Source organism: Streptomyces sp. NPDC050534 (assembly GCF_044457745.1).
Classification (GTDB): Bacteria; Actinomycetota; Actinomycetes; order Streptomycetales; family Streptomycetaceae; genus Streptomyces.
Genome location: NZ_JBITHF010000003.1, coordinates 641496 through 663842, shown reverse-complemented (window position 1 = coordinate 663842; position 22347 = coordinate 641496). Strand labels below are relative to the sequence as shown.

Genomic DNA, 22347 nt, shown 5'->3' with positions numbered 1-22347 from the left:
GTTCTCCTTGAGGGTGAAAGCCCGTGTGGTGCGGGAAGCGGCCCCGTCCGCCGCTCCCGTCTTGCCGCTGCGTCGTTGCCGCCGCCGGGCGAGTCGGAACGTAACAGCGACTGCAAGCGTTGCGAAAGACCTTGCAGAAAAAAAGTGCAAGGGACGACGGAAGTTACGTCGCCGTGACCCCCCGTCGACCGCCGCGAGACCCTTGTTCTACGGGGCTGAGCGGGGACGGCCCGGGTTGTGCAAGACTCTGCAAGCTCTTGCCATCCTGCTCCGGCACGGGAATCATCCCCTTGCGGGACAAGGGGCGCCGACCAGAACTGAGGGACCGCGATGACGATACGGCCGGTACAGTCCGGTGCCGTGACCACACGGCTTGCCGACATCGCTGTTCAGGCGGGGGTGAGCGAAGCGACCGTCAGCCGCGTCCTCAACGGGAAGCCAGGCGTCGCCGCGACCACCCGCCAGTCCGTGCTCGCCGCCCTCGACGTCCTGGGCTACGAACGCCCGGTGCGTCTGCGGCAGCGCAGCGAGGGCCTGGTGGGCCTGATCACCCCGGAACTGGAGAACCCGATATTCCCGGCGCTGGCCCAGGTGATCGGCCAGGCGCTGACCCGGCAGGGCTACACCCCGGTCCTCGCCACCCAGACCCCCGGCGGCTCGACCGAGGACGAGCTGACCGAGATGCTGGTCGACCGCGGCGTCGCCGGCATCATCTACGTCTCCGGACTGCACGCCGACACCACGGCCGACATGGAGCGCTACGACCGCCTGCGCGCCCAGGGCGTGCCCTACGTGCTGGTGGACGGCTTCTCGCCGAAGGTGCAGGCGCCCTTCATCTCCCCCGACGACCGCGCGGCGATGACGCTGGCGGTGACGCACCTGGCCTCGCTGGGGCACACGCGGATCGGGCTCGCGCTCGGCCCGAAGCGGTTCGTGCCGGTGCAGCGCAAGATCGAGGGCTTCGTACGCGCCATGCAGGACCAGCTCGGTCTGAGCGCGGAGGTGATCGAGACGGAGCTCGTCCAGCACTCGCTGTACACCCTGGAGGGCGGCCAGGCCGCCGCCACCGCGCTGATCGGCCGGAACTGCACGGCCGTGGTGTGCGCGAGCGACATGATGGCGCTCGGCGCGATACGCGCGGCCCGGCAGCACGGCCTCGAAGTGCCGCGGGACATCTCGGTGGTGGGCTTCGACGACTCCCCGCTGATCGCCTTCACCGACCCGCCGCTGACCACGATCCGCAAGCCGGTCCCGGCGATGGGGCAGGCGGCGGTGCGGACGTTGCTGGAGGAGATCGGCGGAACGCCTGCGCCGCACAGTGAGTTCGTGTTCATGCCGGAGCTGGTGGTGCGCGGTTCGACCGCTTCGGCGCCCGGGGACCGGAATCGTCCGTAGGGCGGAGAATCCAGGGCGTTCTGCCCTGCGCCGGGAGTAGGCGCGGGGGTCTCGGTGTTGTAGAACATGCGGGGCGAACCCGACCGGAGGATGATCGGTCGGGGAAGACGTTTCTGGCAGACTTTGTGCCCATGGGTGATCCGACCGTGACCAGTCTGGAAGACCGCGATCAGACGGCCGTTCCTGACCCCCTCACGGCCGGAGAGGACCCGGGACTCCTGCGTCGGCTGCGCACCCCGCGCCGACCCCGGCTGTGGTTCGAGATCCTTCTCATCGCGGTGAGTTACTGGACGTACTCACTCATCCGCAACGCGGTCCCGGAGCAGCGCGGCAAGGCGCTGCGCAACGCCGACTGGATCTGGCAGGCCGAGCACCATCTGAGCATCGCCGTCGAGGAGTCGGTGAACCACGCGGTGAACTCGGTGTCTTGGCTCATCGTCGGCATGAACTACTACTACGCGACGCTGCACTTCGTGATCACGCTGAGTGTGCTGGTGTGGCTCTTCCGCAGTCATCCCGGGCGCTATGCGGCGACCCGGCTGGTGCTGTTCGCGACCACCGGTGTGGCCCTGGTCGGCTACTACCTGTATCCACTCGCTCCCCCGCGGCTCATGAACGGCAGCCACTTCATCGACACGGTCATGGTCCACCGGACCTGGGGTTCGATGGCGTCCGGCGACCTGAAGCACATGTCGAACCAGTACGCCGCGATGCCGTCGATGCACATCGGGTGGTCCGTGTGGTGCGGGTTGACGATCTTCTTCCTGGCCCGTGTGCCGTGGGTGCGGGTGCTCGGGCTGCTGTACCCGGTCGCGACACTGGTCGTCATCGTGGCCACGGCGAATCACTTCTGGCTCGACGCGGTGGGCGGGCTCCTGTGCCTCGCCTTCGGGTTCGCGGTGTCCTGGGCCTGGTACGGGGCCCTGCCGTACGCTCTGCCGCGCATGCCGCCGTCCAGGGTGCCGCCTTCCGGGGTGCCGCCCTCCGGGGCGCCGCGTTAGGCTGCCGGGCGGCTGCGGCGTGGTCGTGGCGGCCTACGCTCCGTAGAACAGCTCTTCCACCACGGTCCTGGCCCGCCGCGCGGAGCGTCTGTAGGCGTCCAGCATGTCGCCCACGTGTCCGTCGCTGTACCCCAGGTACCGCCCCACCGCCGCCAGTTCGCGCCCGTCCGACGGGAACGTGTCCCCGGCGCGTCCCCGCACCAGCATCACGGCGTTGCGCACGCGGGTGGCCAGCACCCAGGCCTCGTCCAGGATGGCGGCGTTCTCGGCTGAGATCAGCTCGGCCGCGCAGGCCGCCGCGAGCGCCTCACGGGTTCGGGTCGTCCGCAGGCCCGGCTCGGCCCAGCCGTGCTGCAGCTGGAGCAGCTGGACGGTCCATTCGACGTCGGACAGGCCGCCGGGCCCGAGCTTGGTGTGCAGCTTCGGGTCGGCGCCGCGCGGCATCCGCTCCGACTCCATGCGGGCCTTCAGCCGACGGATCTCCCGTACGGCGTCTTCGCCGAGCCCTTCCGCCGGGTACCGCAGCGGGGCGATCAGCTCGACAAAGCTGCGGCCCAACTCCGCGTCCCCGGCCACGGGTTCGGCCCGCAGCAGCGCCTGCGACTCCCAGCCCAGGGACCAGCGGCGGTAGTAGGCCTCGTAGGAATTGAGCGTGCGGACCAGCGGCCCGGACTTGCCCTCGGGGCGCAGGTCGGCGTCGATCAGCAGCGGCGGGTCCGCGCTCGGGATCTGCAGCAGGCGGCGCATCTCCGAGACGACCCGGTTCGCGGCGTCGGACGCCTCCCGCTCGTCGGCTCCCTCGGGCGGCTCGTGCACGAAGAGCACGTCGGCGTCGGAGCCGTAGCCCAGTTCGTGCCCGCCGAAGCGGCCCATGCCGATGATCGCGAAGCGGGTCGGCAGGGTGTCGCCCCAGCCCTCGCGCACGACCGCGCGCAGCGTGCCCGCCAGCGTCGCCGCCGTCAGGTCGGAGATCGCGGCGCCGACCCGGTCCACCAGCGCGCCCTCGTCGGCCTCGGCGGGCTGGGTCTCGGTGCCGTAGGAGCCGACGATGTCGGCGGCGGCCGTGCGGAACAGCTCCCGGCGGCGAACGCCACGGGCCGCGGTGACCGCCTGCTGGGCGTTCTCCGCGCGGCCTACCGCGGCGAGGATCTCCTGCTCCAGGTGCTCCCGCCCGCGCGGCGCGAGCCCGCCGCCGTCCCCGTCGCCGAGCAGGGCCACCGCCTCCGGGGCGCGCATCAGCAGGTCGGGCGCGAGACGGCCGGCGGACAGCACGCGCGCGAGGTTCTCGGCGGCGGCGCCCTCGTCCCGGAGCAGCCGTAGATACCAAGGGGTCTTGCCCAGGGCGTCCGACACCTTGCGGAAGTTGAGCAGGCCCGCGTCCGGGTCGGCGGAGTCCGCGAACCAGCCCAGCAGGACGGGAAGCAGAGTGCGCTGGATGGCCGACTTGCGGGTGACTCCGGAGGCCAGCGCCTCCAGGTGGCGCAGGGCGGCGGCCGGGTCGTTGTACCCGAGCGCGACCAGCCGCTCCCGGGCCGCCTCCAGGCTCAACCGGGCCTCGCCGGGCGCGAGTTGGGCGACCGCGTCCAGCAGAGGGCGGTAGAAGAGCTTCTCGTGCAGGCGGCGCACGACGGCGGCGTGGCGCCGCCACTCGCGGTTCAGCTCGGCGACCGGCTCGACGCGCAGGCCGAGCGAACGGCCGATGCGGCGCTGGTCGGCCTCGTCCTCGGGGACGAGGTGGGTGCGGCGCAGCCGGTAGAGCTGGATGCGGTGCTCCATGGAGCGCAGGAAGCGGTACGCCTCGTCGAGCTGCACGGCGTCGGCGCGTCCGACGTAGCCGCCGGCCGCCAGCGCCTGGAGCGCGTCGAGGGTGGTGCCGATGCGCAGGCCGGCGTCCGCCCGGCCGTGCACCAACTGCAGGAGCTGGACGGCGAATTCGACGTCCCTGAGGCCGCCGGGCCCGAGCTTCAGCTCACGGTCGACCTCGGCGGCGGGGATGTTCTCGACGACGCGGCGGCGCATCTTCTGCACGTCCGCGACGAAGTTCTCGCGCTCGGCGGCCTTCCAGACGAGGGGTTCGAGGGCGGCGACGTACTCCTCGCCGAGCTCGATGTCGCCGGCCACCGGGCGGGCCTTGAGCAGGGCCTGGAACTCCCAGGTCTTGGCCCAGCGCTGGTAGTAGGCGAGGTGGCTGGAGAGCGTGCGCACCAGCGGGCCGTTCCTGCCCTCGGGCCGCAGATTGGCGTCGACGGGCCAGATGGAGCCCTCGACGGTCGTCTCGGAGCAGATCCGCATCATGTGCGAGGCGAGCCGGGTGGCGGACCGCAGCGCCTTGTCCTCGTCGGCCCCTCCCCCAGTGCCTGAAGGGCCTGGGGGTGCCCCCACGGCCTCTCCCACGAAGATCACGTCGACGTCGGAGACGTAGTTGAGTTCATGGCCGCCGCACTTGCCCATCGCGATGACCGCGAGCCGGCACAGCGCGGCGTCCTCGGGCGCGGCGGCGCGGGCGATGGCGAGGGCGGCGCGCAGGGTGGCGGTGGCGAGGTCGGCGAGCTCGGCGGCGGTCTCGGCGAGGTCGGTGGTGCCGCACACGTCGCGGGCGGCGATGGACAGCAGGCAGCGGCGGTAGGCGACGCGCAGGGCGACGGGGTCGCCGGCCTCCGACAGACCGCGCTCGAACTCCTCCACACCCGGGTGCAGGTCCCGCGGCTCGTAGGTGACCAGCGCCTCCCAGTCGCGCGGGTGCCGGGCCAGGTGGTCGCCGAGCGCGGCGGAGGCGCCGAGCACACCGAGCAGGCGGTCGCGCAGCGGCTTGGCCGCTATCAGCGTGTCCAGCAGCTCGCGGCGGGTGGGGCCCGGCTGGGCCTCCAGCAGCCGCACGAGACCGAGCAGCGCCAGGTCGGGATCGGCGGTCGCGCCCAGCGCCTCCAGCAGCACCGGGTCGTCGCGCACGTGCATGAGCTCTTCGCTGTCCAGCAGCCGCTCGGCGGCCGACGGATCGGTGAAGCCGTGCCGCAGCAGCCGCGAGAAGGTGCTGCTCCTGCGCCCCGGCACCGTCATCCCCGGTCCTCCCGTCGGATCAAGGTCGTACTGGCCCGAGCCTATCCGGAGACACTGACGGAAGCGCCGGGGCGGGGGTGCGGTCTCGGTGGGTGGAACGCCCGTGCCGGTGGCGCCCCGGCCCGTTTTCCGCTTCCGTGAACAGGAGCCGTTCAGCCGTACTCGGCCGTACTCGGAGGAGTCGTTCCATGGACATGAGTCTCGAAGTGCTGTTGATGCCCGTCTCGGACGTGGACCGGGCCAAGGAGTTCTACCGGGACAAGGTCGGTTTTCACGTGGACCTCGACGGTGAGGTGATGCCCGGCGTGCGGATCGTGCAGCTGACGCCGCCCGGGTCGGGTTGTTCGATCGCGCTGGTGGACGGGCTGGAGGTGCCGACGGGCACGCCCCGGCCGGGGACCTACCACGGGATGCAGCTGTGCGTGACGGACGCGAAGGCCGCGTACGAGGAGCTGACCGCGCGCGGGCTCGAGGTCACCGAGCCGCAGCAGTTCGCGCCGCAGGACGGGGCGACCTTCATGTACTTCAAGGACCCGGACGGCAACGGCTGGGCGATCCAGGAGTACCGGCGCCGGGAGAGCGAGCCGCTGCACGAGGTTCTGGCCCGGCAGGCGACCCGGCAGGAGTAGTTGACAGTGGAACGAGTCACCGGGGAGTAGTTCACCCGCTCTTCACCGGGCGGGTTGGGTGACGTGGGGAGGGGGAATCTTGGCGTGTACATGCTCTGTCCGCACCGCCGCCCCCGCCCTTCCCCCCTCCGGAGGTTGATGTGTCCGGCAGTACCGCACGCTCCGCCAGCCTTACCTACCGCCGCGGCCGCACGGCGGTCGCGTCCGCGCTCGCCTTCACGGCGGCGGCCGCCGGTCTGTGGACCGGCCTCGGCGGCTCCTCGTCGGCCGCGTCCGGCGTGCCGACCCCCGACCACGTGGTCGTCGTGGTCATGGAGAACCACGCGTACAGCCAGGTGATCGGCTCCTCCAGCGCCCCGTACATCAACTCGCTCAAGTCCGGCGGCGCCAATCTCAGCCAGGCGTACGCCGAGACCCACCCGAGCCAGCCCAACTACTACGCCCTGTTCTCCGGCTCCACCCAGGGCGTCACCGACGACAGCTGTGTCACCCCGGGCTTCTCCTCGGCCGCCAACCTCGCCTCCGAGCTGATCGCCGCCGGGAAGACCTGGGCCAGCTACAACGAGTCGCTGCCCAGCCAGGGCTCCACGACCTGCAGCAGCGGCAACTACGCGCAGAAGCACGACCCGTGGTTCGGCTTCAGCAACGTGCCGACCTCGTCCGCCAAGACCTTCGCCCAGTTCCCGACGGACTACTCCACCCTCCCCGACGTCTCCTTCGTCACCCCCAACCTGTGCAGCGACATGCACGACTGCTCGGTGTCGACCGGCGACACCTGGCTCAAGAACAACCTCGGCGCCTACGCCACCTGGGCCAAGACCCACAACAGCCTCCTCGTCGTCACCTTCGACGAGGACAACCGGCTGGCGGGCAACCGCATCCCGACCGTCCTGTACGGGCAGCCGGTGACGGCCGGATCCAGCAGCTCCACCACGTACAACCACTACAACCTGCTCCGCACGCTCGAGGACTCGCAGGGCCTGACGGCCCACGCGGGCAACGCGTCCTCCGCGTCCGACATCACGGGGATCTGGGCTCCCTGACATGTACGTAGCGGACAGCCGCGCAAGCACTCCCGATGCGCCGGCGTCCGCGGACGGCGCCGCCCGGCCTCTCGCCGGGCGGCGCCGCGCCGCGGTCGCCCCCACGGTCCTCGCGCTCGGCTCGGTCAGCCTGATCACGGACGTGTCGTCGGAGATGGTGACGGCCGTCCTCCCCCTCTACCTGGTGGCGGGCCTCGGCCTGTCCCCGCTGGGCTTCGGGCTCCTGGACGGGATCTACAACGGCTTCTCGGCACTCGTACGCCTGGTGGGCGGGCACCTCGCCGACCGCGGTGGCGGCCGCCACAAGTGGGTGGCGGGGTTCGGCTACGGCCTCTCGGCGCTCTGCAAGCCGCTGCTCCTGCTCGCGCACTCCCTCACGCCGATCGGCCTGATCCTGGCCGCCGACCGCACCGGCAAGGGGCTGCGCACGGCCCCGCGCGACGCGCTGATCTCCCTGTCGTCCACGCCGGAGAACCGCGGCCGCGCCTTCGGCGTGCACCGCGCGATGGACACCGCGGGCGCGCTGCTCGGCCCGCTGGCGGCCTTCCTGATCCTGCGGGCGACGGTGGACGGCTACGACGCCGTCTTCACGGTGAGCTTCTGCGTGGCGGTGCTCGGCGTCCTGGTGCTGGTGCTGTTCGTGCCGGGTTCGGCCACGGCACCGGCCGTCGAGAAGGCCGTACGCCCCACCCTGCGCGCCGCCCTCGGCCTGCTGCGCCGGCGCGACCTGCGCCGCATCACCCTCTGCGCCCTGCTGCTGGGCCTGGCGACGGTCAGCGACTCCTTCGTCTACCTGCTCCTGCAGCGCCGCCTCGGCGTCCCCGACCGCTGGTTCGCGCTGCTGCCGCTGGGTACGGCGGCGGCCTTCCTGCTGCTGGCCGTCCCGCTCGGCCGGCTGGCGGACCGCGCCGGCCGGTGGCGGATCTTCCTCGCGGGCCACGGCGCGCTGCTCGCGGCCTACGCCCTCCTCCTCACCTCCTGGCACGGCACGGCCCTGCCCTACGCCGTGCTGCTCCTGCACGGCTGCTTCTACGCGGCGACCGACGGGGTGCTGATGGCGGCGGCCTCGGACAGCGTTCCCGAGGAACTGCGCTCGTCGGGTCTCGCGGTCGTCCAGACGGGACAGGCGGCGGCCCGCTTCGTGTGCTCGCTGGGCTTCGGCGCCGCCTGGACCCTGTGGGGCGACCGTACGGCGCTGCTGGCGTCGACGGCGGCGCTCGCGCTGTGCGCCGTCCTCTCCCTGACGACCCTGCGCCCCGCCGCCGCTGCCGCCGCCGCTGCCGATGCCGATGCCGCTTCACGGGAGGCCGCCGTATGACCGTACGCAACCGCGTCCTGATCCTGCTGTCCGCCGTCCTCGCCCTCGCGGCCGTCGCCGTGGCGTCCGTCCTGCACGCGTCGGCGCGCGCGGACCGCAGGGACCACGCCCGGCCCGGCGGCCCGCGCGTGACCTCGGGGACGGTCAGCCTCACCACCCCGGGCCGCATGGTCTTCCGCAACATGGCCTGGGGCCCGCACCGCGACGAGCTGACGACCGTCCCGGCATCGGACCCCTCCGGCCCGCGCACCGCCTCCGGCGTCAAGTGCCTTCGTTTCTACGCCGCTTCGGGCACCGGTGTGTGCCTGCAGGCGGTGCACGGCGCGATGTCCGACACCTACCGTGCCCTGATCCTCGACGCGCACCTGAAGGAGCGGGACCGGTACGACGTCCCCGGCATCCCCTCCCGCGCCCGCGTCTCCCCCACGGGGCACTTCGCCGCGTGGACGGCGTTCGTCGGCGGCGACTCGTACGCGGGCACCGACTTCTCGACCCGTGCGGCGATCGTGGACGTGCGGACCGGCCGGCTGACCCCGTCCCTGGAGGCCTACCGCATCGTCAAGGACGGCCGCACCTACCGCGCGGCGGACGTCAACTTCTGGGGCGTGACGTTCGCGCGGGACGACCGCACCTTCTACGCGACACTGGCCACGCAGGGCCGGACCTACCTGGTCCGCGGCGACCTGCGCAGGCGCACGGTCACCACGCTGCACACCAATGTCGAGTGCCCTTCCCTCTCCCCCGACGGCACCCGCATCGCCTACAAGAAGCGCGTGCCGGGCCTCCCGAAGGACGCCCCGTGGCGGCTCTACGTCCTCGACCTGCGCTCGATGCGCGAGACCCCGCTCGCCGAGTCCCGCAGCGTCGACGACCAGGCTGTCTGGCGCGACTCCCGGACGCTGGTCTACGCCCTGGCCGGCGACTACGGGGCCGACCTGTACGAGGTCCCGGCGGACGGCACGGGAAAGCCGCGGCGCATCAGCACCGCGGCGGTGTCTCCTGCGTTCCCTGGCTAGTTCTGTCCGGGCGGAGCGTGCCCGGCGGGGTTCTCGTTGTCGCTGTTCTGGGTCAGGCCGCCGCCCGTACAGGTCGGCTGCTGGCCTCCTGGCTGGTGGCCGCCGTTGTTGGTGCAGCTGGTGTCCACCGGCGTGATCTTCGCCTGGGCGGCGGTGGCGCCGCCGAGGCCCAGCGCGATCACGGCGGCGCCCGCACCCAGCGCCGTGGCGAACCGCCGTGCGGTGAGTTTGGCCGTCATGTCGATCGGCCTCCCGTCATGCTCCTCGGTTCTTTGTCCACCACGCTCGACACAGAATCCCTACAAGTCAAGGCAAATGCGACATCTTTCGAGGAAACCCCGGACCTCCGCCGAAGGAGCGTGGTGACGCTCCGTACTACAGCACCGGCAGGTTCTTCCGCAGCTCGAACGCCGTGACCTCGGAGCGGTACTCGTGCCATTCCGCCTGCTTGTTGCGCAGGAAGTGACGCCCACCTGGAGCGACCCGCCACGGCCGCCACCAGTGCAGCGCTGGCCTGGGATCTTACGGCCGTCGCTGGTCGTTGTTGGTCGCCCTGGGCCACCCTTCGACGGCCCAGGGACGGCCCAAGGGCGGCCCAGTTCAAAGCGTCGGCAGATTTACAGTGGGCGCCGTGAATAATCCCTGACCAGCACGTTTCCCCAAGAGGGCGGCAGCTGGGGGCCACATGGGGGAAGGCACCCTCGCGCGTGTCTCACCCGCGGCTGTCGCGAAGCGCATTGGCTACGTCGCTGCCCGCGTCACGTATTGCAGCCGCGACCTCCAGCAGGGCACTCGTGACAGCGGCCAGCCCCCAACCAATCGCGTTTCCGTCTGCGTTGCGGGTTGCCACCTCTGATCGCTCGTCGGCCATGTTCTCGTTAGCGCCTGGCATACGTCACCTCTCGATTCACCTGGGCATGACGTTGAGTAGCTACCTCACACAAATCCAGTTCAAGCGCCAGCTGGACGGAATCAGTTGTGACCTGCGAGCGGCGTTCCGTCCACACCCATGCCGGGGCCGGCGCGAGGCCACCTACAGGCCATTTGGCTAAAAAGCTACTCTCGCCACAATTAGTTCGATTTGCACGTTCGAGTGTCAACTGTTGTGATTAGATGTAAGATCCCACGATTCTGGCCACTGATTCAGAGGGGTGAGTCTCGTGACTGATGCATCTGGCGACTCCGCAAGCGCAGCGAGGCGCTCCACCCTTTACCGGCTCATCGACGCCGACCTAACCAGCGACGGCCTCATGGGATGCCTCGCTCAGTATTACGCAGCAAATCCAGAGTTCACGGTCGAGGCGACGCTGATAGATGGCACGCCGGCAGTCGCTATCTGGGGAATCGTCGGAAGAAAGGACCAAGCCGACTGGTGCGCCACGTTCAGATCTCTCACCGGTAAGTTCGCAAGAGTCTCAAACGCATCAGCAGCGGGGGCAATACTGGTGGGTGCACCTGGAGGGCCATACGCCGTCACCTACGGGATGGGTCACCTACTTATTGATCCATCCAAAATAGACCCGGGTTTCGGATTGTCCTTTTCGATTCGCGCTATCGAGGCGGACTATATTCGTCAGGTCACCCGTAATATTCTCGACAGTCGCGCTCGGGTGGATCGCAGTACCGTGCCTGGCGGGCAGTCAATCCGGGGTTTCGGGATTGAGCACTACGGAGAAGTAGTCAGTCGACTCGCCGGAACTCTAGGCTCAGTGTCGATGACCTTTAACAGAATCAAGCCCAAAAAGGTGAGCATCGCAGCCGCGGATTCACTCAAGATCCCACTCGGCGTTAAACCCATCGATCTGATCGGTGATCTGAACGAGATAACGAGAGTCAGCCAAACCGCTTCCCCCGTCCCGGAGCTGGGATTTATTGACCAAATTAGGGCTTTGAAACCCACCAACAGACAGGTAGCACGACTGGAAGATAAGCTGGCGCGCGCTTTGGGGTCTGCCAACGGAGAGCCTCTAGCCCTAACCCTTCCTGCCGAGTGTGAAGAGCACGAACACGCAGCAAACTCGTATCGCATCAAGATAGCGTCCGACAGGTTCGAGGTGATAGAGGAGCTAGATATCACGAACGTCCTCGATCGCTTGGCACCTCTTGCCGTCGATGACAGGCTTGACGCCCTACGAGCCGGCTACATCCAGATGTGCTCAGACCACGAGGGCAGAGAAAAGGTCAGCAGACAGGTTAAGGCTCATAAATGGTTGGCGTTCGAGGCATCGCTCGAATCGGACCACTACTTCCACCACCAAGGGCGCTGGTTCGAGGTTGGCGACAACTATCTTCAGTTCCTTCGAGAGCGCCTAGATGAGGTATTCGCTCGCACCCCCTCCATTCCGCTTCCCAAATGGGAAGGCGAATGGGAGGAAGAGGAAGATTACAACCTTGAGGCTGTCAAAAAAATACCCGGCGCCGTCTGTCTCGACCGCAAAAGAATCCACACCAAGCAACACCCACACGGCATCGAGGCCTGCGACATTATCGGCCCGAACAATGAGCTAATTCACGTAAAAAGGGCTTCAAGCTCGGCCCCGTTGAGTCATCTATTTGCGCAAGGCTGGACATCCATAGACGCACTCCGGTCGGATCGTCAGGCCAGGAACGAACTTCTAAAGCGAATAAAGCAAAGGAGCAGTACGCACTCGTACGATCCGAGCGCAAAACCCAAAAAGCTCATATACGGTATCGCCATCAAGCGAGACGCAACCGTATCGAGGGAGAATCTGTTCACCTTTTCTCAGGTGGCCCTCATGCGGGCAATCAATGCGCTTGAAAATGCGGACGTTGACGTGGAGGTAGTGCCCATACCTCAATAGAGAATCCTGTACACACGATCAACTCGGCATGTGACATGCCTCCACGCAAACAGGCAACGGCGAAGAAGCCATCGGGCCGGAGGCCGCGCAGTGCTTAGTCCAGCATGCCCAGAGCCGTATCCGGCTGGCACTGCCGACAGGCCTTGACGCCGTCCGTAAGCGCCCGCCGGGCCTGCTCTTGGCTGACGGCCCGGCTGCGCTTGCCCGTCATCCAGCAGTCGCCCACGTGCACGAACAGCGGCGGGGACTGCGGGTTGAGACCCACGTCAATGAGCCACTGCGGCGCTGGTGGTCGGGCATTGAGGCCGCGCTGCCGTTCGGCCTCGCGGCGTTCTTCCTCGGCGATCCACCGGCGGGTACGGGCCAGGTCCCGTTCCTGCACGCGTTGCAGGAAGCGGAGCAGCTCAAGACGCGACAGGACCGGATCGTTCACGTGTTCGATTCTAGGCAGTAGGCTGCCGCCTACACATCACTGGGAGGCCGCAAGTCAGGTGTCCGGTGTCACCGAACTTTGATCGCGTGCCAACGAACCTTGACGGATGAGAGTTTGCGTCACCGAAGATTGAGCGTGCAGCTCAGAGGCCGCGCCAAGTCGATGCCTGCGCCCCGAGGCCTTAGTGGCCAGCCAGAGCGCAGCAGAGACGGGAAGGACTCATCTTGGACGAGTAGGGGCGTTGCCGCTGTCACAGTCGGTCAACAGCGCCTGATTTCGACGCACTCTCCCTCGTGAACCCTCTGATCTGTATCAAATGCCGCCCGCTGCCCTCGACGGGCGCCGCACAGTGGGGCAATGACATTGGTGGTGCTTTGGCGGCGAGCCCTTGACCCCGTCCGCACTCACTGGAGGCTCAGCGGAGTTGGCTTCGGTTTCCTGGCCATCGTCGTCGGTCGCCTCCTAGTTGAGCTGAATCAGAGTTTCGGCATGCCCCTCATCTACATCGGGTCTTCCCTTGGGACCTGCGACGGAGGGAAGGCCCTGCGCCAGTTCCTGGGTGCGAAGCCGCTGCGGCCCGGAACCTGGAATGTGGTCGGGGTAGCAATGCTCCTGAGCCTCATCGCAACGCAACCGGCTGGCACCGCCGTCAAGACTCTCTGGGGCACTGCGCAGCCGCGTGACTACTGGATCACAGCCACCTTGCTGGCTGCGATCTGCGTTCTAACACTGCTGCTGCGGCCGATTGAGCCTTCAGACTTGATCCTGCGCCGTCTTCACGGCCGTATCCGGCGAGCGGCCTTGTCGCGAACGGTTGCGAACGCTGCTGGCATCGGCTCTGTCGCCGCGTTGCTGGCCGCGCGATTCGGCGAGACATACCCCGCGCCGCTGATTTCCGCCACGCTGACTCTCCTGGTCGCCATGATTGTGGTTACACACAAGACCTACGCGCGCACCCGGAAGCTGTGTACGCGGGTCCACACAGGCATCGACACTCTGCTGCGGGACATGGAAGGTCTGCACAGCGCACCAGACCCCGCCGAAGGTTCCGGCAAGTTGACCGACAAGCGGATGGCAGCACGTCGGAGCTGGGATGCCCTCAAGCGCGGTCTACGTACCACTATCGACAGCGGCTACCGCCCCCTGGCCATGCCCTTCCTGCCCGCCAGCACGATCACCGACCTGGAGATCAAGGTGCTGAACGCTATCGATAGTGCCGACTTCCTTAAAGCCGCACCGGCCTACGACGACCTCCGCGTCATCCTGTCCGCGTGCTCAGCCCGCATCGACGAACTGGCCTAACGGGCGAACCCACGACCGGGGCCTTTACCGATCAAACTTCGGTGACACCAGCTCAAGGTTCGATGACATAGGACATCAGGCGATGTACGCGTACGTCGGCAGAGGTGGCAACCGTCAGCTCACTGGGCAGAGACCAGGACAACGAGACGTGCAAGTGCCCGCCTGTGAGGACGCAGGCGGGCACAGTGTCTTCTCGCGGACGAACGCGCAGAGTCGAGTCAGATGGCAGACGGCCAGCGCACCGTGACGACGACCGAGTCTTCTTCAGCCTGCCACGAATGATCTATCCCAGGCCCCCACACCACATAGTCGCCCTGCTCCTCCAACGTGACGCTACCCACGCTGAGGTCGAGTCGGAACTTGCCGCTCACGAGCAGGAGCATGGCAGTCCGCTGATCATCAGCTACCCAGTCTGGCCGCTGCTGGCCGGCAGGGTGGATACCCCACTTCACTTCGAGCGCCCCCGTCTGGCGCACCGCGCTCTTGGTGGGGTCGATGAAGTGCCCTAGAAGCCAACCGCGGTGCTGGTCAGCGTCAGCGTTCGCGTTGCCCGTGTACCAGTTGTCAGCCATGATCTACGACTCCAATTCGATGGAAGGCATCCGAACACGCTGGCCGCCAATCGTGGCAAGCCGTCGGCATCCTTGGGTGAACGCGAAGAAGCCTTCATTACTCCAGCGCGGGTCGAGCGCCAACGACTCCAGTCGTACAGTATCGAGGCTGGAGTAGCGATGGAGTCCACTTGACTCCCAGTTTGCTCTAACCTGACCGCCGTACTTGACCCACCATTCTTCGTCATCGATGACGATTAGGCTCGCGAATTCATAGTTTCCGCTCATGAGGTTGATCCCCACAGCCGTGGACTCCATCCGCCATGCATCGCTGCCTTGCCGGTCCATGAGCCAACGCATTGGGTCGGAGAGGAGACTTGGGTGCATTGGATCGGCGTGGAGCTGGTCGCCGACAGTAGAGTCCACGTCGGTTCGCCCGAAGAGCTCCTCCTCCATCTCCCGCTCAAGCGTTGCGGAAAAGCGAGCATCCTCACCGTAGTCTGCCAGCGGTCCGTGGAACGCTTTAGGGATTACTGCTAGGCGACGGTTCGCGTTGAGCACACTGCCGGACCGCTCTTGAATCAGGAGGAGGTAATCAGGGTCGTGGCCGCGCCCACGAGGTCGTGCAATCGCAGTTAGGGCCAGGGCCCCGCCTGCGCAAATTCGCCCAGCGAAATCCAAGACCGTTGACACATCGGGCAGAAGCTCGTCTCGTATTGGCATGGCTAGTGGCCGGTCTACCCCGTGAGTGGCGATTGACCGCATAAGCTCACCCTCCAAGAGGTTGAGCGTCAAGGCGAATTCAACAAAATCGATGACACCTACACTGCCAGATATGGCCCCGGGGTGGATATCCAATGAAGTCAAGGAGTAGATCTCAGAGTTGACGATCTGACTGCCTTTTTCAAGTGCTTCAGCCAAGGATCGCGCTGCTTCTTCCGCTACGCTCCGGGTAATCTTCATTCCACGTCGCGTGTTGGAGTGAAACCGAAAGTCGTCCTGCCCGTTGCCTACTGGCTGCACCAGGTCCAGCCATGCATCCTGTGTCAGGATGGTTGTTTCATGCTCCTGGCCAGCCACTTGCGCCTTGTATGGGCGCCACCGACCAAACCCTTCCCGGTAGTAGCGCCGTGCAGCTTCGGCGGCCTGCTCCCGAGTCACATGCGCAATTCGATGAGCCTGCGTTTCCAACGCCTTTGAGTCTAAGGCGGCAAGTTCGTCTGCGACTCGCTCTCGTGCGCTACCGGGTGCCCAATCAAAGCTCGATTCGAGCCAGGCCAAGGCGGCTGCGATGTGAGGATCTTCCGCCAAACGCTGCTGCGCAGGCGTTTGACGACGCGCGGTGACTTGGCTGGCGCTCTCCGATTGGCGACTCCCGACCAGTAGTGCAAACCGTGCCTTGGCATCGGCCGCTGCCTGATAAAGCAGCGTATCCAGAGCGCGCTGAATCTCCGCTGTCGGAACCAACTGTGGGTTAGCACTCCATCCGGCGACAGTCCTGACGGACGTTCCGAGACGATCGGCGAACCCTTCGTTCGTTTCGCGCAATGCCCCTTTTAATACGCTTGCGTGCCGGCCGGTCCATGTGTCAACGACGTCCAACGGATCCCCCTGCTGTCAGTGGTCTGCACTGCGGCTGCACTGCGGCTGCACTGCGGCTTCATGTTGAGTTGCCGAGGCATGCGATTGACTCGTCTCATGAACAGACGGAGACCCAATCACGCAAAGTTCAAAGGCCTTTACTTTGGCTCGTACTACCTTCGAGTCGACTAAGGCGTTCTTTTACGTCTTCGAGCTCTGTGCGCAACGAAGCAACCTGCTCTTCTAGGTTTTCGCTTTCGTTCGCTGCGGCTGAGGCGCTCTCCTCCCGGGGGAGGACAAAGGTTCCTTTGCCGCTTACGGAGATGATTAGTTTTTCCTGCTGTAGCGCTTTTACGGCGTCGTGCACCGTGACTTGCGCGGTCTCGTAGTGCTTAGCCAGAGACCGGAGTGAAGGAAAACTCGTTTGCTCAAATTCGCCAGCACGAATTCGCTGTCGCAGGTCTTCTGCGATCTGGAGGTGCAGCGGACTGGGGGCATCTCTGCTAATCGGCACCCAGTCACCGTACCAAGGTCGCGGCAACCGCACTAGGGCGCATCAGCGGAAGGGCTTGACGGGCCATCGGTCTGGTGTCACAGTGATGCGCATCAGGGCGCCCTAGAGCGCCCTGAAACGCCCGGAGGAAAGCCCCGTGGGGGCGAGTACGAAGGAAGCGCCAGTTGTTTGAAAATTCAACAGCGTGTCGAAGAAGACCGCCCCGCCTCTCCAGGCAAGAGGGCGGTGCACGCGGACTCTCGCGTGCGAACCGACCTTCCGCAGCTCAACGGCTGCGGCCGGTTGCCTCCACTGCTCGTCTCGTACGAGCAGTGCCGAGGGGAGCCGGATGTTCCGACTTCAACGGCGTGAGCCCCCGGAGGTGCAACTCCGGGGGCTCTGTACGGGCCGTCCCTACTGCCAAGGAGACACGACCCATGAGCCCCATCGTCACTGTTCAGGACGCTGTTACCGCGTTCGCCGACTGGATCGAACCCACAGCCGCGGAACTGGACGCCATCGAGCAGGAGTTGCCCGCGATCCTCGCGGACGTCGACCTGCTCGACGCACAGATCATCACCCTCGACCGCACCCCGAGCGAGCTGGACGCCCGGCGCATCCGCCGCGCCCACCGCCGCGTACTCGCCGAGCGGCGAGCGCTGGCCAACCGCACCACCGAAGCCACGGGCGGTGCGGCATGACCACCACCCCCACCCCGCGCGGCTGGGAGCTCCTGCTCGTCATGGCCGGCGCGCTGGCCGCGATGACCGGCACGACGGCCGCGTACGTCACACACGAGCACGCGTGGCGCTACCTGGTCATGGCCGGTTGCTCCGTGCAGGTCCTCGGCTGGCTGCGGCACGGCCACCGCCAGAGGGGCGGTGCCCGGTGACGACCAACGGGCCCAACCTCGCCTCCGCGCACGCCGAGGTGAAGGCGGAGATCGCACGGACCGACAGCAAGACGGCGCTGCTCCTGGCATTCGTCGGAGCGGTCCTGGCCGGCGCCTGGTCCATCGCCCGCGACCTGCCCCTGAACGCGCCCGCGTACGTGGTGGGCGGCGCCGGGATGGCGCTGCTGGTCGCGGCGGCCGCACTGCTGCTGCGCTCCACCCGCCCCAACCTGAAGGGCCGTCACGGCTTCCCGCTGTGGGCCACCCTCACCGCCGAGGAGATTACCGCCACCGTGAACTGCGGTGACCTGGCAGCCGACGTCGCTGGCCTGTCCCGCCTGGCCGTCGCCAAGTTCACCTGCCTGCGCCGCGCGGTCGACCTGACCTGCGCGGGCGGCGCCCTGCTCATCCTCGCTGCCCTGCTCACCGCCGGAGGTGCCGCATGAACGCCCGTACCGGCAAGACCGTGCTGCCCGCCGTGGCGATGACGGCGGTATCCATGGTGCTCACCCTGGCCGTGGTCATGATGTGGCTCGGCACGGCCGTGCCGTGGCCCGTCGCCCTGGTCGTCGGTCTGGGCATCGACGGCGGCTGGCTGGCCACCCTCGCCTACGAACGCCGCCTCGCCGCCCAGGGCGACCACAACCCCACGGTCACCGCCGTGGGATGGTGCTTCGGCCTCATCGCCTCCGGCGTCTTGATCGCGCACGCGCTCACCTCGCAAGCCTCCGCCGCGTGGCTGGCCGTGGCCTGGCTACCGATCGCGGCCAAGGCCCTGTGGCTGGTCCACAGCCTGTGGGAGCGCACCGCGCTCACCCCGCTCGCCCTGGATGTGATCCGTGGCATCCAGCAGGAAGCCCGCGATGAGGCGGCCGTGGCCCGCGCTCGACTGCGGGCGGAAGCCACGACCGAGGAGACGAGGCTGGCGGCCGTGACGCAGTCCGGCGCACGCGTCGCCCGCGTCCAGGCCAGGACCGCCAAGACCCTCGCCGCAGCCTGGTCGACGCTGGAGACAGCCCGGCAGGGCGAGGACACCGGACGCGCCCTGACCAGCGTGACGAGCCCCGTCACACCCGGCGTCACAGCCGCCCGCTGGGACCTGCCCGTCTGGGGCCCCACCGAGCCGGTTGCGGCGCTGGAGACGGCGCCCGCGCTCACCGACACGGCACTTGACGCGCTGGTCGACGAGATCCGCCACAGCGAGACCCCGGCACTCTCCTACCGGGAGATGGCCACCCGCTTCCGCGCGGCCGGCCACTCCGCCTCCGAGGTCCGCCTGAGGGCCGCGTGGAAGCGCCTGGTGGCAGCCTGATGTCCGCCGCGTAGGGCAAGTGCTTCGACCCCAACGGCGCCCGCTACGGCGTCCCCACCTACCCCTGGCGGCTCGCTCCCGACGGGCTGTGCACCCGGCGGCAGTTACGGGCCCGTGGACTGCGCCCCGGCGGTCAGCCCATACAGGCGCAGGTCATGCGCATCAACCGCCGTGCCGGAGGGCCGCGCGTCGCCTACCTCTATCGCGAGGACCGCGCTGCCGGTCCGGCCCATGACCAGCCGCAAGTGGGGCGCGCTCGCGCTGGCGATGCTCGCCCGCCGCACCTGCCCGGCCTGCCAGATCACCTACGACTACTGCATTTCCCGCCGCTACGGCCTGTGTGGGCTCTGCATCGACGCCAACACCCCAACCCCGGAGGGGAACTGACCATGGGCAAGCCCAACACCCGCCGCCTTGACCGCGAGATCCAGCTCACCACCCGCAAGCTCGAAGCGGTCCGCAACGGCGAATGGTGGCCACTGACCGGCTCCGAACGACGCGCCATGTTCTCCGCCGTGGCGGGCGGCTCCTACCGCGCCGCCCGGGGCAAGAGCACCGGCCGCGCCGAACGGCGCATGGACACCACCGGGAGCGCCGCCGAGACCCGGCTGACCGCCGAACTGACCGCACTGCAGATGGAACGCCGGCGCATCGTCACCGAGGCAGCGCAGGCAAAGGCCGCCAAGAAGTCCTCAGGGTCGTGGTGAGCATGGCCGCCCAGGAGACGCCCCCCGGGCAGTGCCCGCAGTGCTGGCAGCACGCCTACGACAAGAGCATCCACCGCCGCCTCAAGCCGCGCGAGGACTGCCGACCGTGCCTGGACCACATGCACAACGGCTGCCCGTACTACGTGCCCAAGAAGAAGTCGAGCTGGTGGTGAGCATGGACCCCCGTTGCCGCGCCGCCCATCCGGAAGACCCCACGCCCTGTGTCGGCCTGGTCGTGGTGACCGTTCTGGACGCGGTCAACGCGGGCGCCGACGGCTGCGAGCACCACGGCGCCCGGCTGCTGGCCTCCCTCGACAGGGGCCGCGTCTACCCCCTGCCCGACGCCCCGCCGGGGGCCGCGATCCGCGTCTTCACCGCCGCCGCCGCTCTCTGCCCGTTCTGCTGGGTCAACGGCCCGCGCACCGAGCCGTCCCAGCTCAGCGCCATCGAGAACAGCGCTCGCCACTGCCGCTGACCTGCACCGGGGCGGTCGTCCCTGCCACGGACCCGACCACCCCGGCACCCTTCTTCAACTCCCGCCCCGCTCGGGCAGTCAGGAGCAATCCCAGCATGACCGAGAACGTCGTTCACCTGCACAAGAACACGGCACCGCCCGCCGATTCGGCGCCCGTGACCACGCTGACCGTGGTCACCGACCCGGCACCGCCCGCATCGGTCCCTCTGTGGGTGCGCTCCGGCCGCGCGGTCAAGCGTGCCGCCATCGACGAACGCACCACAGGTGCACTGCGCTTCACTGCCCGGCACTCCCTCTACACCGTCAACGGGGGCCGGATCGTGGCCCGCCGTGCCTGGGACGGACGGACCGGCGCCCGGTATGAACGCATGATCCGTGCCGCCGAAGCCGCGGGGAATCTGGAGATGGCGGAGGAGTGGGAGGAGCGGTTGCAGCGCTTCCGCGAGGCCCGCCACCGCCGCCGCATGGACCTGCTCCACTCCCCGCTGGATGCCGCTAAGGGCGTCGGAGTCGGGGCGGGCATGAGTGTGGGCGCGCTGGTCGCCCTCGGGGTCGTAATGGCCATCAACAACCATGACGTGAAGGACGTCATCACCCCGCTCGCCGCCACGGTCGAGTTCATCGGCCTACTCATCCGGATCGTTCAAATCGTGTGGGGCCCCGCGCTCACGATCGGCCCGCTGCTGGCGCTGCTCGCGCTGTGGGCGGTCGGCCGTCACCAGCTGGCCGCCCCGGCATGGTCGATGCCCGACCAGGTGCGATCGAGCGAGGGCGAGCCGATCACCCCGTCCATCGTCGTCAAGGCCCTGCGCGACCTGGGCGTTGCTCCGCTGCGCGCCGCCATCAAGGAGATGGGCGACGCCGGCGCCTCGATGCTCGGGCCGATCCGGATCGCCGGATGCGGCGTGGAAGTCGACGTCACGCTCCCCTCGGGCGTCGCCACGAACGAGGTACAGAAGCGCCGCCGCAAGCTCGCCGAGAACCTCACGCGGCACGAGCACGAGGTATTCATCACCCTGCCCGAGGCCGCCCGCACGGTGCGGCTGTGGATCGCCGACTCCGGCGCGCTCGACCAGCCGATCGGCCCGTCCCCGCTGGTCACCGACGAGAGTCTGACCGCCAACTACAAGACCGGCCGCGTCCCGTGGGGGCAGGACCTGCGCGGCGATGCGGCCGGCCTGAGCGTCTATCAGCGCCACCTCCTGATCACGGGCCTGTCCAACCAGGGCAAGACCGCCGCGCTGCGGGCGCTCGCGCTGTGGCTGGCGCTGGATCGGTCGGTGGAGTTCTGGATGGGCGACCTCAAGGGCGCCGGCGACTGGAACATGTTCGACGGCATCGCCACCCGCCTCATCCAGGGCCCGACCGATGACCATGTCATCCAGGTCACCGAGATGGCGGAGGACGCGGTGGAGGAGATGAACCGCCGCCTCCAGTCCCCGCCCGGCACCGAGTTCCCGCTGCTGGTCGTGGTCGTGGACGAGGCGCAGGTCGCGTTCATGTGCCCGGTCAAGGGCGACGACAAGCGCCCGTACGGCGGTTCGTCGTCCACCTCGAGGTACTTCATGGCCGCGCGGAAGATTCACAACCAGGGTCGGGCGGTCAACGTGCTGCTGTGGCAGGGCACCCAGGACCCCACCGACCAGAACCTTCCCAAGCTGGTCCGCGAGGGCGCCCACACCCGCGCCTCCCTCGCCCTGGGCACCGAATCCCAGGCCCGGATGGCGCTGGGCGACAAGGCCGTCGACGGCGGCGCAGCGCCCAACCTGCTGCGCCCCGGTCTGGACAAGGGAACCCTCGTGATCGCCTCGGACGGCATCGAGATCCCGAAGGGGCAGTCGTCCCTCACGGTCCGCACGCACTACATCAGTACCGACGACGCCAAGGTCATCGCGGAGCGGGCCAAGGCACTGCGCGACGGGGTCACGACGCTGCGCGTCGTCGACCGTGGCGAGGACCGCGACGCGCTGGCGGACATCGCATCCGTCATCGGCACGGCGGAGCGGGTGCGCACCAAGGACGTGCTGTCCCGACTCGGCAACCTCAACCCGGGCGCCTACAGCGGCTGGTCCTTCCTCGACCTCAAGCGCGAACTGGAGGGCACCGGCGCGGAGCCGTACAAGTCCGACGGGGTCATGGTCGTCAGCCGTGACCGCGTCGCCCGGGCGCTCGCCAACCGCGACGGTGAGGGTTCCGCTTCTGCCTCCGAGTGACAGGGAGGCGACCCCCGTCGGGGCAGGGAGGCAGGGAGAACTCCCTAACCCCCTCCCTGCCCCGCCTCCCTGGCCTTGACCTGCGCGAATGATCGTGCAGGGAGCCA

22 protein-coding genes and 2 pseudogenes are annotated in these 22347 nt (G+C 68.1%); 17 read left to right on the top strand and 7 right to left on the bottom strand.

Annotated elements, in window-relative coordinates; all coding sequences use genetic code 11:
* Positions 1-360: 360 nt before the first annotated feature.
* Positions 361-1395, top strand: coding sequence for a LacI family DNA-binding transcriptional regulator (locus ACIBN2_RS14035; protein ID WP_399134569.1), 1035 nt, complete (start codon positions 361-363; stop codon positions 1393-1395).
* A 131-nt stretch (positions 1396-1526) separates the two neighbouring features.
* Positions 1527-2396 (top strand): phosphatase PAP2 family protein, encoded by an 870-nt coding sequence (locus ACIBN2_RS14030; protein WP_399134568.1) that lies wholly within the window; start codon positions 1527-1529, stop codon positions 2394-2396.
* Between the two features lie 33 nt (positions 2397-2429).
* Here ACIBN2_RS14030 and ACIBN2_RS14025 read toward each other — a convergent pair whose 3' ends face one another.
* Positions 2430-5453, bottom strand: a complete 3024-nt coding sequence (locus tag ACIBN2_RS14025; protein ID WP_399134567.1) for a bifunctional [glutamine synthetase] adenylyltransferase/[glutamine synthetase]-adenylyl-L-tyrosine phosphorylase — start codon at positions 5451-5453, stop codon at positions 2430-2432.
* A 188-nt stretch (positions 5454-5641) separates the two neighbouring features.
* Between ACIBN2_RS14025 and ACIBN2_RS14020 the strand changes: the two genes are divergently transcribed.
* The 4 genes from ACIBN2_RS14020 to ACIBN2_RS14005 all read left to right on the top strand — a co-directional run bounded on the left by ACIBN2_RS14020 (position 5642) and on the right by ACIBN2_RS14005 (position 9459).
* Positions 5642-6082 (top strand): VOC family protein, encoded by a 441-nt coding sequence (locus ACIBN2_RS14020; RefSeq protein WP_399134566.1) that lies wholly within the window; start codon positions 5642-5644, stop codon positions 6080-6082.
* A gap of 140 nt (positions 6083-6222) precedes the next feature.
* A complete protein-coding gene (locus ACIBN2_RS14015) occupies positions 6223-7125 on the top strand; it encodes an alkaline phosphatase family protein (RefSeq protein WP_399134565.1) in 903 nt (300 codons plus the stop codon).
* 1 nt (position 7126) lies between these two features.
* Positions 7127-8443 carry an MFS transporter gene (locus ACIBN2_RS14010; protein ID WP_399134564.1) on the top strand — a complete coding sequence of 439 codons (1317 nt, stop codon included), beginning with the start codon at positions 7127-7129 and terminating at the stop codon, positions 8441-8443.
* A complete protein-coding gene (locus tag ACIBN2_RS14005) occupies positions 8440-9459 on the top strand; it encodes a TolB family protein (RefSeq protein WP_399134563.1) in 1020 nt (339 codons plus the stop codon). The genes ACIBN2_RS14010 and ACIBN2_RS14005 overlap by 4 nt, the downstream gene beginning before the upstream one ends.
* Here ACIBN2_RS14005 and ACIBN2_RS14000 read toward each other — a convergent pair.
* Positions 9456-9698: a hypothetical protein gene (locus tag ACIBN2_RS14000; protein WP_399134562.1), complete on the bottom strand. Its 243-nt coding sequence runs from the start codon at positions 9696-9698 to the stop codon at positions 9456-9458. The two genes, ACIBN2_RS14005 and ACIBN2_RS14000, sit on opposite strands and share 4 nt — an antisense overlap.
* Before the next feature lie 136 nt (positions 9699-9834).
* A pseudogene (locus tag ACIBN2_RS13995) lies at positions 9835-9921 on the bottom strand (glutamine synthetase); the annotation flags it as partial.
* 698 nt (positions 9922-10619) lie between these two features.
* Between ACIBN2_RS13995 and ACIBN2_RS13990 the strand changes: the two are divergent.
* On the top strand, positions 10620-12281 hold the full coding sequence (locus tag ACIBN2_RS13990; RefSeq protein ID WP_399134561.1) for a DUF6119 family protein: 1662 nt from the start codon (positions 10620-10622) through the stop codon (positions 12279-12281).
* A gap of 94 nt (positions 12282-12375) precedes the next feature.
* Here ACIBN2_RS13990 and ACIBN2_RS13985 read toward each other — a convergent pair whose 3' ends face one another.
* Positions 12376-12714, bottom strand: a complete 339-nt coding sequence (locus ACIBN2_RS13985) for a DUF6233 domain-containing protein (RefSeq protein ID WP_399134560.1) — start codon at positions 12712-12714, stop codon at positions 12376-12378.
* A 357-nt stretch (positions 12715-13071) separates the two neighbouring features.
* Here ACIBN2_RS13985 and ACIBN2_RS13980 point away from each other — a divergent pair, with 357 nt between their 5' ends.
* Positions 13072-14016: a hypothetical protein gene (locus tag ACIBN2_RS13980; protein ID WP_399134559.1), complete on the top strand. Its 945-nt coding sequence runs from the start codon at positions 13072-13074 to the stop codon at positions 14014-14016.
* A 218-nt stretch (positions 14017-14234) separates the two neighbouring features.
* Here the strand turns inward: ACIBN2_RS13980 and ACIBN2_RS13975 are convergent, their stop codons facing one another.
* From ACIBN2_RS13975 to ACIBN2_RS13965, 3 genes are all read right to left on the bottom strand, one after another.
* Positions 14235-14588, bottom strand: coding sequence for a signal peptidase I (locus ACIBN2_RS13975; RefSeq protein ID WP_399134558.1), 354 nt, complete (start codon positions 14586-14588; stop codon positions 14235-14237).
* 3 nt (positions 14589-14591) lie between these two features.
* The gene (locus ACIBN2_RS13970) at positions 14592-16169 is read right to left on the bottom strand and encodes a hypothetical protein (protein WP_399134557.1); all 1578 of its coding nucleotides are present in this window, start codon (positions 16167-16169) and stop codon (positions 14592-14594) included.
* A 127-nt stretch (positions 16170-16296) separates the two neighbouring features.
* Positions 16297-16662: a GntR family transcriptional regulator gene (locus ACIBN2_RS13965; protein ID WP_399134556.1), complete on the bottom strand. Its 366-nt coding sequence runs from the start codon at positions 16660-16662 to the stop codon at positions 16297-16299.
* Between the two features lie 416 nt (positions 16663-17078).
* Here ACIBN2_RS13965 and ACIBN2_RS13960 point away from each other — a divergent pair, with 416 nt between their 5' ends.
* The 9 genes and pseudogenes from ACIBN2_RS13960 (at position 17079) to ACIBN2_RS13920 (ending at position 22240) form a co-directional block, all read left to right on the top strand.
* The gene (locus ACIBN2_RS13960) at positions 17079-17342 is read left to right on the top strand and encodes a DUF6284 family protein (RefSeq protein WP_399134555.1); all 264 of its coding nucleotides are present in this window, start codon (positions 17079-17081) and stop codon (positions 17340-17342) included.
* Positions 17339-17533 (top strand): hypothetical protein, encoded by a 195-nt coding sequence (locus ACIBN2_RS13955; protein ID WP_399134554.1) that lies wholly within the window; start codon positions 17339-17341, stop codon positions 17531-17533. Before ACIBN2_RS13960 ends, ACIBN2_RS13955 begins: the two co-directional genes overlap by 4 nt.
* Positions 17530-17979, top strand: coding sequence for a Pycsar system effector family protein (locus ACIBN2_RS13950; RefSeq protein WP_399134553.1), 450 nt, complete (start codon positions 17530-17532; stop codon positions 17977-17979). Before ACIBN2_RS13955 ends, ACIBN2_RS13950 begins: the two co-directional genes overlap by 4 nt.
* Positions 17976-18845 (top strand): protein spdB, encoded by an 870-nt coding sequence (locus ACIBN2_RS13945; protein WP_399134552.1) that lies wholly within the window; start codon positions 17976-17978, stop codon positions 18843-18845. The genes ACIBN2_RS13950 and ACIBN2_RS13945 overlap by 4 nt, the downstream gene beginning before the upstream one ends.
* A 14-nt stretch (positions 18846-18859) precedes the next feature.
* A pseudogene (locus tag ACIBN2_RS13940) lies at positions 18860-19232 on the top strand (RRQRL motif-containing zinc-binding protein); the annotation flags it as partial.
* 2 nt (positions 19233-19234) lie between these two features.
* A complete protein-coding gene (locus ACIBN2_RS13935) occupies positions 19235-19552 on the top strand; it encodes a hypothetical protein (protein ID WP_399134551.1) in 318 nt (105 codons plus the stop codon).
* 2 nt (positions 19553-19554) lie between these two features.
* Positions 19555-19725, top strand: a complete 171-nt coding sequence (locus ACIBN2_RS13930) for a pRL2-8 (RefSeq protein ID WP_399134641.1) — start codon at positions 19555-19557, stop codon at positions 19723-19725.
* Positions 19726-19727: 2 nt separating this feature from the next.
* On the top strand, positions 19728-20027 hold the full coding sequence (locus ACIBN2_RS13925; protein ID WP_399134550.1) for a hypothetical protein: 300 nt from the start codon (positions 19728-19730) through the stop codon (positions 20025-20027).
* Between the two features lie 95 nt (positions 20028-20122).
* Complete coding sequence (locus tag ACIBN2_RS13920) at positions 20123-22240, top strand: ATP-binding protein (protein WP_399134549.1); 2118 nt, start codon at positions 20123-20125, stop codon at positions 22238-22240.
* Positions 22241-22347 lie beyond the last annotated feature (107 nt).

What these genes read in the sequence shown, in the direction of transcription:
- ACIBN2_RS14030 (WP_399134568.1), top strand. Translation starts at nt 1,527, where the DNA reads ATGGGTGATCCGACCGTGACCAGTCTGGAAGACCGCGATCAGACGGCC.
- ACIBN2_RS14025 (WP_399134567.1), bottom strand. Translation starts at nt 5,453, where the DNA reads ATGACGGTGCCGGGGCGCAGGAGCAGCACCTTCTCGCGGCTGCTGCGG.
- ACIBN2_RS14020 (WP_399134566.1), top strand. Translation starts at nt 5,642, where the DNA reads ATGGACATGAGTCTCGAAGTGCTGTTGATGCCCGTCTCGGACGTGGAC.
- ACIBN2_RS14010 (WP_399134564.1), top strand. Translation starts at nt 7,127, where the DNA reads ATGTACGTAGCGGACAGCCGCGCAAGCACTCCCGATGCGCCGGCGTCC.
- ACIBN2_RS14005 (WP_399134563.1), top strand. Translation starts at nt 8,440, where the DNA reads ATGACCGTACGCAACCGCGTCCTGATCCTGCTGTCCGCCGTCCTCGCC.
- ACIBN2_RS14000 (WP_399134562.1), bottom strand. Translation starts at nt 9,698, where the DNA reads ATGACGGCCAAACTCACCGCACGGCGGTTCGCCACGGCGCTGGGTGCG.
- ACIBN2_RS13980 (WP_399134559.1), top strand. Translation starts at nt 13,072, where the DNA reads ATGACATTGGTGGTGCTTTGGCGGCGAGCCCTTGACCCCGTCCGCACT.
- ACIBN2_RS13975 (WP_399134558.1), bottom strand. Translation starts at nt 14,588, where the DNA reads ATGGCTGACAACTGGTACACGGGCAACGCGAACGCTGACGCTGACCAG.
- ACIBN2_RS13960 (WP_399134555.1), top strand. Translation starts at nt 17,079, where the DNA reads ATGAGCCCCATCGTCACTGTTCAGGACGCTGTTACCGCGTTCGCCGAC.
- ACIBN2_RS13955 (WP_399134554.1), top strand. Translation starts at nt 17,339, where the DNA reads ATGACCACCACCCCCACCCCGCGCGGCTGGGAGCTCCTGCTCGTCATG.
- ACIBN2_RS13945 (WP_399134552.1), top strand. Translation starts at nt 17,976, where the DNA reads ATGAACGCCCGTACCGGCAAGACCGTGCTGCCCGCCGTGGCGATGACG.
- ACIBN2_RS13935 (WP_399134551.1), top strand. Translation starts at nt 19,235, where the DNA reads ATGGGCAAGCCCAACACCCGCCGCCTTGACCGCGAGATCCAGCTCACC.
- ACIBN2_RS13930 (WP_399134641.1), top strand. Translation starts at nt 19,555, where the DNA reads ATGGCCGCCCAGGAGACGCCCCCCGGGCAGTGCCCGCAGTGCTGGCAG.
- ACIBN2_RS13925 (WP_399134550.1), top strand. Translation starts at nt 19,728, where the DNA reads ATGGACCCCCGTTGCCGCGCCGCCCATCCGGAAGACCCCACGCCCTGT.
- ACIBN2_RS13920 (WP_399134549.1), top strand. Translation starts at nt 20,123, where the DNA reads ATGACCGAGAACGTCGTTCACCTGCACAAGAACACGGCACCGCCCGCC.